This window comes from Rhodococcus sp. 06-470-2 (assembly GCF_002258235.1).
Lineage (GTDB): Bacteria > Actinomycetota > Actinomycetes > Mycobacteriales > Mycobacteriaceae > Rhodococcoides.
This window is the reverse complement of record NZ_NOYB01000038.1, coordinates 362,318-372,406: the sequence shown is the minus strand read 5'-3', so window position 1 is coordinate 372,406 and position 10,089 is coordinate 362,318. Positions and strand designations below refer to the sequence as shown.

At 65.1% G+C, this 10,089-nt stretch carries 23 protein-coding genes; 1 reads left to right on the top strand and 22 read right to left on the bottom strand.

What is annotated here, in order from left to right; all coding sequences use genetic code 11:
- Positions 1-4: 4 nt before the first annotated feature.
- The 17 genes from CH276_RS22730 to CH276_RS22670 all read right to left on the bottom strand — a co-directional run bounded on the left by CH276_RS22730 (position 5) and on the right by CH276_RS22670 (position 8,188).
- The gene (locus CH276_RS22730; RefSeq protein ID WP_094630152.1) at positions 5-340 is read right to left on the bottom strand and encodes a hypothetical protein; all 336 of its coding nucleotides are present in this window, start codon (positions 338-340) and stop codon (positions 5-7) included.
- Positions 337-1,911: a hypothetical protein gene (locus tag CH276_RS22725; protein ID WP_094689131.1), complete on the bottom strand. Its 1,575-nt coding sequence runs from the start codon at positions 1,909-1,911 to the stop codon at positions 337-339. Before CH276_RS22725 ends, CH276_RS22730 begins: the two co-directional genes overlap by 4 nt.
- Complete coding sequence (locus tag CH276_RS22720; protein ID WP_094629670.1) at positions 1,911-2,213, bottom strand: hypothetical protein; 303 nt, start codon at positions 2,211-2,213, stop codon at positions 1,911-1,913. The genes CH276_RS22725 and CH276_RS22720 overlap by 1 nt, the downstream gene beginning before the upstream one ends.
- A complete protein-coding gene (locus CH276_RS22715; protein ID WP_217901369.1) occupies positions 2,210-2,830 on the bottom strand; it encodes an HNH endonuclease signature motif containing protein in 621 nt (206 codons plus the stop codon). The genes CH276_RS22720 and CH276_RS22715 overlap by 4 nt, the downstream gene beginning before the upstream one ends.
- Before the next feature lie 177 nt (positions 2,831-3,007).
- Positions 3,008-3,148 carry a hypothetical protein gene (locus CH276_RS28610; protein ID WP_176459385.1) on the bottom strand — a complete coding sequence of 47 codons (141 nt, stop codon included), beginning with the start codon at positions 3,146-3,148 and terminating at the stop codon, positions 3,008-3,010.
- 112 nt (positions 3,149-3,260) lie between these two features.
- On the bottom strand, positions 3,261-3,407 hold the full coding sequence (locus CH276_RS28605) for a hypothetical protein (protein WP_176459384.1): 147 nt from the start codon (positions 3,405-3,407) through the stop codon (positions 3,261-3,263).
- Complete coding sequence (locus tag CH276_RS22710; RefSeq protein ID WP_094629668.1) at positions 3,404-3,751, bottom strand: hypothetical protein; 348 nt, start codon at positions 3,749-3,751, stop codon at positions 3,404-3,406. The genes CH276_RS28605 and CH276_RS22710 overlap by 4 nt, the downstream gene beginning before the upstream one ends.
- Positions 3,748-4,125: a hypothetical protein gene (locus CH276_RS22705; protein ID WP_094629667.1), complete on the bottom strand. Its 378-nt coding sequence runs from the start codon at positions 4,123-4,125 to the stop codon at positions 3,748-3,750. The genes CH276_RS22710 and CH276_RS22705 overlap by 4 nt, the downstream gene beginning before the upstream one ends.
- On the bottom strand, positions 4,122-4,274 hold the full coding sequence (locus CH276_RS28600) for a hypothetical protein (protein WP_176459383.1): 153 nt from the start codon (positions 4,272-4,274) through the stop codon (positions 4,122-4,124). Before CH276_RS28600 ends, CH276_RS22705 begins: the two co-directional genes overlap by 4 nt.
- Positions 4,271-4,690: a hypothetical protein gene (locus tag CH276_RS22700; protein WP_094629666.1), complete on the bottom strand. Its 420-nt coding sequence runs from the start codon at positions 4,688-4,690 to the stop codon at positions 4,271-4,273. Before CH276_RS22700 ends, CH276_RS28600 begins: the two co-directional genes overlap by 4 nt.
- Positions 4,687-4,884, bottom strand: a complete 198-nt coding sequence (locus CH276_RS22695) for a hypothetical protein (protein WP_094629665.1) — start codon at positions 4,882-4,884, stop codon at positions 4,687-4,689. The genes CH276_RS22700 and CH276_RS22695 overlap by 4 nt, the downstream gene beginning before the upstream one ends.
- Positions 4,881-5,519, bottom strand: coding sequence for a molecular chaperone DnaJ (locus CH276_RS22690; RefSeq protein WP_094629664.1), 639 nt, complete (start codon positions 5,517-5,519; stop codon positions 4,881-4,883). Before CH276_RS22690 ends, CH276_RS22695 begins: the two co-directional genes overlap by 4 nt.
- Entirely contained in the window at positions 5,516-5,788 is a 273-nt protein-coding gene (locus CH276_RS22685; protein ID WP_094629663.1) for a hypothetical protein, read from the bottom strand. The genes CH276_RS22690 and CH276_RS22685 overlap by 4 nt, the downstream gene beginning before the upstream one ends.
- The gene (locus tag CH276_RS22680) at positions 5,788-6,153 is read right to left on the bottom strand and encodes a hypothetical protein (RefSeq protein WP_094629662.1); all 366 of its coding nucleotides are present in this window, start codon (positions 6,151-6,153) and stop codon (positions 5,788-5,790) included. Before CH276_RS22680 ends, CH276_RS22685 begins: the two co-directional genes overlap by 1 nt.
- Positions 6,150-6,404, bottom strand: coding sequence for a hypothetical protein (locus tag CH276_RS22675; protein WP_094629661.1), 255 nt, complete (start codon positions 6,402-6,404; stop codon positions 6,150-6,152). Before CH276_RS22675 ends, CH276_RS22680 begins: the two co-directional genes overlap by 4 nt.
- A complete protein-coding gene (locus CH276_RS28595; protein WP_176459382.1) occupies positions 6,401-6,541 on the bottom strand; it encodes a hypothetical protein in 141 nt (46 codons plus the stop codon). Before CH276_RS28595 ends, CH276_RS22675 begins: the two co-directional genes overlap by 4 nt.
- Positions 6,542-6,589: 48 nt before the next feature.
- The gene (locus tag CH276_RS22670; RefSeq protein ID WP_094629660.1) at positions 6,590-8,188 is read right to left on the bottom strand and encodes a terminase large subunit domain-containing protein; all 1,599 of its coding nucleotides are present in this window, start codon (positions 8,186-8,188) and stop codon (positions 6,590-6,592) included.
- A 5-nt stretch (positions 8,189-8,193) separates the two neighbouring features.
- Here CH276_RS22670 and CH276_RS22665 point away from each other — a divergent pair, with 5 nt between their 5' ends.
- The gene (locus CH276_RS22665; RefSeq protein ID WP_094629659.1) at positions 8,194-8,427 is read left to right on the top strand and encodes a hypothetical protein; all 234 of its coding nucleotides are present in this window, start codon (positions 8,194-8,196) and stop codon (positions 8,425-8,427) included.
- Positions 8,428-8,599: 172 nt separating this feature from the next.
- On the opposite strand, the gene CH276_RS28590 is transcribed toward CH276_RS22665, so the two are convergent.
- Genes CH276_RS28590 through CH276_RS22645 form a run of 5 tightly spaced genes read right to left on the bottom strand, consistent with a single transcriptional unit; the run spans position 8,600 to position 9,981 of the window.
- Positions 8,600-8,761 (bottom strand): hypothetical protein, encoded by a 162-nt coding sequence (locus tag CH276_RS28590; protein WP_176459381.1) that lies wholly within the window; start codon positions 8,759-8,761, stop codon positions 8,600-8,602.
- Complete coding sequence (locus CH276_RS22660) at positions 8,758-8,979, bottom strand: hypothetical protein (protein ID WP_094629658.1); 222 nt, start codon at positions 8,977-8,979, stop codon at positions 8,758-8,760. The genes CH276_RS28590 and CH276_RS22660 overlap by 4 nt, the downstream gene beginning before the upstream one ends.
- Positions 8,976-9,275, bottom strand: a complete 300-nt coding sequence (locus tag CH276_RS22655) for a hypothetical protein (protein ID WP_094629657.1) — start codon at positions 9,273-9,275, stop codon at positions 8,976-8,978. The genes CH276_RS22660 and CH276_RS22655 overlap by 4 nt, the downstream gene beginning before the upstream one ends.
- Positions 9,272-9,631 (bottom strand): hypothetical protein, encoded by a 360-nt coding sequence (locus tag CH276_RS28765; protein ID WP_217901368.1) that lies wholly within the window; start codon positions 9,629-9,631, stop codon positions 9,272-9,274. Before CH276_RS28765 ends, CH276_RS22655 begins: the two co-directional genes overlap by 4 nt.
- Positions 9,628-9,981, bottom strand: a complete 354-nt coding sequence (locus CH276_RS22645) for a hypothetical protein (RefSeq protein WP_141214769.1) — start codon at positions 9,979-9,981, stop codon at positions 9,628-9,630. Before CH276_RS22645 ends, CH276_RS28765 begins: the two co-directional genes overlap by 4 nt.
- Between the last annotated feature and the right edge of the window lie 108 nt (positions 9,982-10,089).

Genomic DNA, 10,089 nt, shown 5'->3' with positions numbered 1-10,089 from the left:
GCAGCTATTCACCTGCGACCGCCAGGACTTGATCTAGGTGCTGGCGGGTGTGGGGTTGCCGCTTCACGATGAGTTCGCGGACGTACCAGTCGACTGCGACGACGAGACGCCCTTCGTCGGGTAGCACCATCGTCAGGTGCCCCCACGCGCCGACGAGGAGCTTGTCGCATTCCTCGTGCGTCTGGGCGATACGGAGGCGGGTGTGGAGTAGGTGGGCAGGTACGTCGGGTACTTGGCCGCGGGCCCACCGCTTCAGCGACTTCTTCCCCGCGACTTCGAGGGCGCGGAGGACCGCCATCTCGCAGGCGAGGGTGGTGCGGTCGGTGGTGGCGGCGGTCATTGGCCCGGTCCCGTCTCGGTGGTGGCGTCGGGTGGGTCGGTCGGTTGGACGGGTGGTTCGTGCTCGCCGGGTGGGTGGGGGTCGGTGGTGGGTTCGGTCGGGGTCTTTTCGGTGGCTGCCGTCCCGGACCATCGGGTGAAGTCGAGGTCGTAGCCGAGCTCGGGGAAGATCGTGGGGGCGAGCGACGGGTCGGCGAGCACCAGCCGCTCGAAGAATCGACGCTTCTTCTCCTTGTCGTCGGGCATGTCTTCTTTCGAGAAGCCGTTCTCGCGGAGCATCGCCTCGTCGGACAGGACGTCCTTCGCGTGGAGGTCGCGGGAGTCGGTGGACTTGTCGGGGCGGAGTTCCAGCTCGGAGGCGTCGAACCACACCATGTAGTCGTCGGGGTTCTGCTCCCCCATCGCGGCGAGCATCTCCCGTGCGAAGCCGGTCCACAGTGCGTGGCAGATGCGGGCCACTGCGGGTGAGGTGACGAACTGGACTTCCTCGGAAGAGATGAGCCACCCGGACCAGTGGTTGGCGGTGCCCATCCCGAGGAGCGTTTCGGGTGGGGAGTCCATGCCGAGTGCGATTCGGCGGATGGCGTTGGTTTCCATCTCGGGGAGTTTCTCGTCGAGGGGTGTGGAGAAGCTGATGTGTTTCACCTTCTCGATCGCGTCGCCGCGCATCTTCAGGATCAGGGGGACGAGGGCGGCCGCCGATTCTGGATCTTGGATGGGGGTGAGCATCGATTCGATGAACGCTTCGACGAGGTCCGTCTGCCCTTGGCCGGCGAGGACTTGGACGTCGTCGGGGAGGAGGAGGACGCCGGCTCCTGCGAGGCGGGAGTCGATTTCTGCGCCGGTTCGTTTCGCGAGGCCGCGGAGTGTGCGGGCGATGGGGAGGACGGAGCGGGCGGCGCAGTCAGCGAGGCCGGAGAATTCGGGGTCTCGTTTCCAGCAGCGGACGACGCGTTCGGTGTTGAGGTCGAGGTTGCGGTTCTCGAAGCCGTTGTTGAGTTTCCACGATTTGCCCTGCCCGGTGAGTTCGCGGACGGAGGACGGTGTCCAGGCGAATCCGTCGGGGGTGTCGGAGATGACGAACAGGCTTTCGCCGTTGAATGCGTCGTGCTGCGCGGCGTCGTGGAGGCGTTGCTGGGTGGCGGCGATGTCGCCGAACATCATGGCGGACAGGTCTGCTGCGGGTCCGTCGGTGGCGCGATCTGGTGTGCCGTCGGAGCTCTCGGGGCGTTTGGCGATGTACATCTTGTACTGCGATGCACCGTGGGCGGCGCGGTCGCCGGCGAATCTAAACTCGGGGATTTCGCGGCGGAGCTCCCACGATTCGTACTGCCAGGACTGGACGGGTGGGCGCTTCTTCGTTTTGGCGACGTTCTTGCCGTACAGGAGTTCGGCGGAGGCGGTGATGGTGTGGGGTGCTCGTCGGCCGTCGGGGCTGGGGATGGCGTATTGGGCGACGACCGGTCCGGTGCGTGGGGGGATGCGTCGCTGGCCGAGGGCGAGGGGCGCGGTGACAACGGACTCAGCAATGCGTCGTGCCGTTGATTCGGGGCGTCTGGTGAGTGCGCGCATCAGTCGTCAGCTCCGCCGTCGAGGATGGATGCAGTGATGCCGACTAGCCATGAGGCTGTGAGAGCAGCTGCGGTGATGATGAAGGCGGGGTGGCTGCCGTAGAACCATGCCGCACTGAATGCACCGCCTGCGATGTACATGGATAGGCAGAACGGGCAGGTGACGAGGTAGGCAAGGTCGGAATCAGGGCCTCGGTGTCGGATGACGAAGGCGCGGATGTGGCGCGTGATGAAGTCGTCGGTGATCAGTCTGGTGAGGCGGATTGTGCCGCCGAGGGTGAGGAGAAACAGTCCGAGGCTCATGCCATCGCCGCCTTGCGTGCGACGTACTGCGCTTTCTTTTTGATGCGGTTGCACTCTCTGCAATAGCGGCTGCCGCGGTTGTTGAGTGCGGTGTTCTCGGGGGTAAATTCGTGTCCGTGCGGGCAGTGGCGTGGGCTGCGAGGTGGCGGCACTTGGATGACAAGCGGCTCGAGTTTCGGATCGGTCCCCCGCGCTCTTGCTCGGTCGCAGGTACGGCAGTGGCGGTGCCCGCGCGAGTCGACTCGCGCATTAACGGATGTGTAGAAGTGCCCGTTGGGGCAAGCCGTGATGGCTGCATGTCGTGCGCGCGCGGTGGCGGCGGATATGCCGCGCTCGGTGTTGACCTTGGATGTGACGGGTTCTAGGTGTGCAGGGTTGACGCACAGCAGAACTCGGCAGAGGTGGTCGAGGTGGAGTCCGTCAGGAATGGGGCCGATCTCGTATTCGTATGAGACTCGGTGCGCGCCGGGTTGTTTGCCGTTCAAGCTGAACTGGCCGTATCCGCTGGCGGTTGTTCCGTTCCATAACCAGCAGGGACCGAGGTCTGGCCGGTGAGTGGAGACCGGGCCGTGCTTGTTGACCTTGTTCCAGAATCGTTGTTCGTTGGTGATGGTCACGCGCGGTGCCTCCATGTCGACGGGTACAGATGGATGGTATCTGTCGGCTTGGAGGTCGCGGCGGATGTGGCTAGTCGTCTCTGTGGTTGATGTCTCGGTGGATGAGGGCGGCGATGGTGCCGGCGGTGCCGGTGATGGCGAGGAGCCCGAAGAACATGCACGCCCAGTAAGCGGGGGTCATGCGAGTGCGCCTTCGCAGGTGAGGCGGGCGTACAGCTCGGGGTCGGTGAGGGCGATGGCGTCGATGTTGAACAGGCGCGCCCATGCATCGTGGTCGACGTCGGTCAATGTCATTGAGAACGAGAAGGTGTCGTTCATTCCTCGTCGGTCCTGTCTGGTGGTGGTGGGCAGGTGCAGTCGGGTTCGGGGTTGTGGGGGTTGTCGTGGCGTTCGGCTGGGCATTCGTCACGAGGCCGACCATCCAGCCAACTCACGGCTTCCTCCCGACTGCTTGCATGGCGCGGGTGTAGTCGCCGAGCCAGTGGTGGTTGCGGTGGACGCCGAGGCGGTACAGCGCACGTCGCCAGCGAGGATGGACCCACGGTGCACACCGGCCACCGACGATCACGCCGCTCATCCCTTCTCCCCCTCAGCGGCAGCAGCGGGTGTGATGATGCTTCGGTTGACCCACAACTCGAATCCGTCTTCGTCTCGCACGAGGCATCTACCGGTGATCACGTTCTCTTCGAGAAGGACGCCGTTGAAGGGTTCGCCGCGTTTCAGTGAGACGGTCACGTTCTCGCCTATCCAGCTTCCCCCGGTCGGTGCCCGCACGATGCTGTATCCCTCGGCGGTGAGGATGGTTTGGAGGTGTTCTGCGAGTTCGGTGTGCCATTGCTGGTGGCGGAGTACGCCGGAGGACTGCCGCTCGAATGCGCGGGTGGTGTCCGAGATCAGCTCGGTGAGTTGCGGGTTGGTCATCGTCCGACTCCGATTTTGAAGCCCCACCCAGCAGTGGGTTCGGTGGTTTTGGTGGCGGCGGCTACGGCTTCGTCGAAGGTGTCGTAGACGTCTCCTGCACCCGGTTTGGTGAGGGGGTTGCGGGTGACGACCCACCCATCACCTGCTTTGTGGATGGTGGGGCGGGGGAACCGTGGACCCATGTGGAAGTCGTTCCCGTATTCGTACGGGCGGCCGTCTGGGAGTGTGGCGGCGATGTGGCCGTGGGTGGGGTCGTAGTGCATGCGGTCGCATGTGGGGGTGTGGGTGTGGGTGTGTGCCCACCACCAAGCGAGGCCGGCCCCGACGTTGAACGCGAGCCACACGAGGATCACGGCGAGCCAGATGGGCATCATGTGGTGGCTTCCCATCCGATGCTGTAGAACCAGCGCCACATGTCGATGTTGAGGGACAGGTGGAGCCCCTTCTCGTAGACGATGGAGACTCCGATGCCTCGGTTGCCTTCGTCGAATTCGTCGCCCCGGCGGTAGCTGGACCACTTCATGTGGGTTCACCATCTGTCCAGGGTCCGACGTACCGGTGCAGCATCACGGTGTCGTGGTCTTCGGCTGTGGCGCGGCACAGTTCCAGCGACTCTCGGGCGAAGCGGGGCTCACCATTGACGGGGTGCTTCACGGCGTATTCGACTGTGCGGGCGGCTCGTTCGGCGCGGAGTTCGATCAGCTCCTCCCACATGCCTTGGAGCAGTTGGTCGTGCTCGGTGAGGTAGTACGGCGGGAAGTTGCTTCCGTAAGGGTCGGTCCAGTCGGCGAGCTGCTCGTCGGTCGGCCGGACGGCTGGCGGGGTGTAGGTGTCGATGTGCACTTTGCCGTTGATCTCGACGCCGACGCGGTCACCCTTCTTCAGGACCGCGCCCTCCATGTACGGGCCGTCCATGTGCGGGCGGTTGTTGTCGCTCATTCTGTTCCTGTCATGAGGGTGTAGTGGTGGTAGCCGTGGGTGGTGCGGAGGTTGGTGATGGCGTCGCGCCGGTTGGGGTAGCCGCGGGGGCTTTCGGAGAGGGTTCGGCCGCCGGGTGCACGACGACGCCACCGCCACTCCCCCAACGAATCCCGAAACACATGCACCGTGTCGAGACGAGTCGAGACGGTCACAGTCGGCCCGCTGCCCGCAACACCTCGGCGGCCGCCTCGACTGAATCCCAGAGGACCCGACTGCCTCGGTGTCGATCCGGATGAGTCTCACGTCGGGCACGGCGATAGGCCTGACTCATCGTGCCGAGCTCCAGCGCGGAGTCGTATCCGCCCGCAACCGTTCTCAGAATTGCTTCGGCTTCGACGACGCTGGGTATCGGCGCGGAAGCTGCTCCAATCGCCTTGAACCCGGTGTACTGCTCGGCGTTCTTCGTGACGCCGTACCGGTCGACCTTGCGGAGGGCTTCGAGGGACAGGGCGATAGCGCGGAGGTTGTCCTGCCATCGGTCGAATCGGTCGCAGGGGTAGGACAGTGGGCCGTGGCGGGATTCGATGGACAGGATGACGCCTGGGTGCGCTGGGATTGCGTTCGCGCGGGGCATGCCGTCGAGCCGGAAGTCCTGTTCGCGCATCGCGATTTGCAGGATGGTGGGCGCGTTACGGTTCGACTTGCCGAGATGGTGCAGTTCCCGGTCGAGGAGTTCCAAAGTGGAGCGCCACTGTGCCGAGAAGTTCGACCGCTGGCGGATCGCGGTCGGCTTGCCGGGCCACTGCTCGATGGGGCGCAGCGTCATGCTGTCGGGATAGTCGCTCATTCGTCGACACCCGCTTCCATCACTACAGGCAGCGGTTCGAGTCGGTAGTGCTGGCCAACGAGCACGATGGCCCGCTGTCCCAATGCGAGGGGTCCGCATCCGGAAGCCGCCTCGGTCATCAGCGTGTTGCCGAGTTCGGCGGCGAGGCTGTACTCGTCGTCTAGGCGGTTCGCTGCGACGCGGAGGCGAGCGATGGACGCGTGTGAGCCATCGTTCGCCGCGAGGTAGTCGGCTGCGAGGCGGTACGCGTCCGCTGTCGGATCACTCATCAGAACGCCGCCTGTTCGCCGAACTGGTCGCCGAGGCCATCCCAGCGGCCACGGACTTCCTTGGTGAAGTTGACGGTTTCGGATCCGCCGATGTGCTTCTCGAACTGCTCCAGGGTGATGGCGATGCGGAATCCGTCGGGTTCGAGGTTGTCGTTCATCTGCGCGGCGAGGCGTCGGAGAATGCTGAGGATCGGGCCACCCCAGAGGTTCTGCCCGCCACCGAGGGCGAAGACGGTCCACGGTGTGGGGTCGGTCAGCATGCTGGTGTGGAAATCGGCGAGTCGTTTCGCTTCTGCTAGTGCACGGTTCGACTTCTCGGCTTGGGCTCGCAGCGTGTCGGCGTCTTGCTCGCTGTTTTCGGTCACTGCTGGTTCCTTTGGCGTAGGGCGGTGACGATGGCTTGTTCGGTCTCGTCGAGGGGACGGCCGTCGTCGATGACGGGGAGCTGCTCGGCGTGGCGAATGAATGCGCCCACAACTGAGGCGATGCCTTCTTCGAGGACGTGGCGGTGCACTTTGCCGTCGTCGTTGAGGTCGATGGGTACCGATGCGGTGGCGACGGATTGTGCGCGTTGCCCATCGTCGCGGATGAGCTTCAGCTCGAGGCGGTTCGTCATGCCGGGAGCTGTTCGAGTTCGTCGCGGATTTGGTCGAGGCGGCGGTCGCGGGCGTCCATCTCGGTGAAGATCAGCTCGCGTTCGGCTTCGAGTTCGGCACGGCGCGCGGCGGTGTCGGTGGGGGCTGTTTGGGTCATGCCGATGAAGCTACCGTACAAACGGGCACAGTGCGACTGTATCCGTGACTAACGTGCGATGCGGCGGGCCGCTGTACCCCCAGCCGACACCGGTACTTGGTCCTTCCGGCGGCCCGCTACCGAATGCACAGTCGCGCCAGCACCGATGGCGGGGACCAGGTCGTAGGCGAGGTGGACGGCGGCGTCGAGTGCGCCGGGTGACCATGTGGACCCGGTCTCCCACATCTGCCATTCGCCCTTCAACGTGCGGAGGGGTTGCTCGGCGGAGAAGCCGGCGCGGTCGGTGATGACGGCCTGGGCGATGGGTTCAGCGCGGAGGTATTTGGATTTGCGGGATTGGACTCCGACGACGCGGGGGCAGAGGTGCCGTTCGTCGATACGCCTGGTGGCTTGCAGTGCGGCCCACGCTTGGGTGATCAACGTGCCGGCTTGGTCGCCGCCGTAGTTGTTCTCGTAGACGATCCGGTCAGCATGGATTTCGTCGGCGAGGAGGCACGCTTCTTTCGCCCAGTTGTCGGCGGACATTTTCGCGGTGCGGTCGTGGGTCCACCAGAATTTGCCGTTGGTGTCGACGTGGCCACCGACGATGCCTGCGGTGTCGCGGCCGCCGCCGGAGGGGTCTACGCCTACGCCTGCGCGGCGTACGGGTCCAGGGGTACCGGTGCGGTCGCGGATCATCTGCTCCGTCAACAGGCCGCCGGTGGCGTCGAAGGGGGTGCCTTGGTACAGGGCGGACCAGTCTCGTTGGGTAGAGGAGTTGCGGCGTTTCGTCCAGTAGTTGGTGAGCTCGGTTGTGTCCTCGGTGTCGATGAGGGGGTGCTGCAACAGTTCGCCTGGGGCGCGGCCGAGGGGGTCGGGGTAGATGCCGCGTTCAATATCGGGGGTGAGGGCGATGGCGGGGAGGTGGATGACTTTCCATTCGCCGCCGTCTTCGAGTCGGCCTTCGCGTTCGAGGAGGCGGCCTGCGATGTCGTCGACGTGCCAGCGGGTGAGGGTGATGATCTGGCGTGCGCCGGGTGCTTGGCGGGAGACGAACGCGGACGAGTACCACTCCCATACGCGTTCACGGATCAGGGGTGAGTCGGCTTCGGCTCGGTCGCGGTAGGGGTCGTCGATGATGCCGACGGACATTGCGTTGCCTGTGAGTCCGGAGCGGACGCCGCGGGCTCGTACGCCTCCCCCTGCGGTGAGGGTCCAGTCAGCGCGGGTGGATTCATCAGCTCGGAGTTGGAGTCCGTACGGTGCGCCGTGGTCGACGATCATGTCGCGGATGGCAGCGGCGTGCCCTTGGGCGAGGTTGCTGGCGTAGCTGGTGACGATGTACCGGTCGGTGGGGCGGCGAGTGAGACCGTAGAACGGGAACCGCCGCGAGACGAGGTCACTCTTCCCTGAGCGTGGTGGCCCGAAGACCATGAGTTTCGCGTCGGGTGTGTTGTGCAGCCAGGTGAGGTTGTCGTCGATGAGTTTCAGGTGGGGGCGGCTGGTCTGCCGCGGGTCGAGTTGCATGGAGAGTTCGAGTGCGCCTGTGACTGCGTCGGTGATGGGGATGCCGAGTTTGACGCAGGTCTCGGCCAGCTTGTCGCGGAGGGCTCGTTTCTCGGCGTCGTTGAACGGCTTCCATGAGCCGTCCTCGAGGAACGACGTCACGCGCGGTGCCGGTCTACGAGGGGCAGGGCGGTGAGGCTCCACGCGCCCGGCTGGTTGATGAACTGCTCGCGGTACGCGTGGATGCCGGGTCGGTAGTTGAGGCAGCCGGGATGGTTGCAGCGGCAAAGGACGAGCGAACGGTCAGCGAGGCGACGGAGGAACTCGTGGATAGGTATCCAGCGGAGTCCGCCGTACTGGATTGCGAGGCGGCGGATGCGTTCTGTTTCGCCGAGGGGTAGGGCTTTCACAGGTACCTCGGGTGTGGGGTGACGGGGGCGTGCTGCTGGAATGCGGCGTAGAGGGCGTCGAACAGGTTGCATTCGTCGGTGTAGCCGGACCTGTCAACCACCGGCGGTGGGGTTACATCGGAGGTCAAACTTTTACCGATCGGCGTCCGGTGGAAGTTCGCGGTCACTGCTCGGTCCGTCCGAGGGTGAGTCCGTCAGCGATGTCGGCGAGGCGGAGCAGCTCGGTGGCGTGGGTGCGTGCTTCGTCGGGGGTCAGCTGGCGGGCGTAGGTGTTCTGCTGGGAGATGAGTACGCAGTGCATCCCCGCCCACGCCGCCGGGATCACGCGTCCGTCCTCGGCGGCCAGGTGAGTGGGTCGTCGGGTTGTGGCCACGTGGGCGCTAAGGCAGCCGCGCGCTTACACACGTGGAATCGAGCGCAGAGGGCCGCTGGTCCGGTGTAGCCGCCTTTGGCGAGGCGGCTGAGGAGTTGGAGGTCGTCGAGTTCGGTGAGGCCCATGACGTCGGCAAGATCCGCGACGGTACGGATGGCCGGGGCGGTCACAGTCCAATCACCGGTTCATAGGACTCGATGAATCGCTCGGCTTTGCAGGGGTAGTAGCCGTGCTCGTCGCGGATGATCCACTCGCCTACTTCGACTTCGAGCCATGCGTCGTTGGCTGCGACGTACAGCTTGGCGTGGTCGACGCCGTCTTGGGTGGTGAAGACGTAGTGGTCGCCGGACGGTTGCACCTTGTGGACGCCGGTGAATGCGCGGACGGCGTAGGGGTTGTCGCCGGTCCATTGGATGGCTTGCACCCGCACGGGCCGCTTCTGAAACGTGCACGACGGCCCGGTCATAGCGTGAACACGCCTTCATGCGCGTCGCGGGTGAGTCCGCAGTCGAAGCAGATGTTGGGGTCGTCGTGGATCATCGGCTTGAACGCGGCGCACTCTGTGGTCGCCAGGTTCGGTGCCGGCTCAGGTGTCGGTGCGGTCGTCGTGCGGTGGTCGATGACGGCTTGGCGTACGAAGCAGTCTTTCGCCTCAAGCAGTTTCCGCAGGCCGGTGGTGAGCTCGGGGCCGTCCTGCAGTACCTCGGTCATGTCGAGTGCGGTGGCGCGGAGGGGGATGGAAATTTCCTGCAGGTGCGCGGGCAGATGGGCGTACTCGAACAGGCCGAGTAGGTGCTGGGTTCCGGGGTGGCGGTCGGTCATGGTGTGGCCTTTCGGGTGGTTCGTGGGTGAACGGCGGTGAATGCGTCGACACCGTTGACGAAGGTGCGTTGCTGGGGTGTGGAGCCGCGGAGGAATGCGAAGAGGTTCGCGATGATCGATCCGGGCCGCACGGTGGCGGCGGGTTTGGGTGCTGGCCAGAACTCGTCGACGGGGATGGCGTGGACGTCGGTCATGTACCAGGTGGACGACATCCACAGGTACTTCTCGCGGCCGTCGTCATCAACGAATCGGCCGGCGAACTTCCACTGCGGTCGTTCGTTGAACACGTCCGCGAACCTGCGTGGCGGCGGCGCGGGTACCTCCACCGCGTTCTCCCACACGGCGCTCATCGGGCGGTCGCTTCTCCGCCGCCGCCACGAGGCGGGGGCGGGGTCGGCTGGTTCGGTTCCCACCGTGTCGGGACGAGTTTCGTGACGAATCCCGCGCCGTCGCATTTG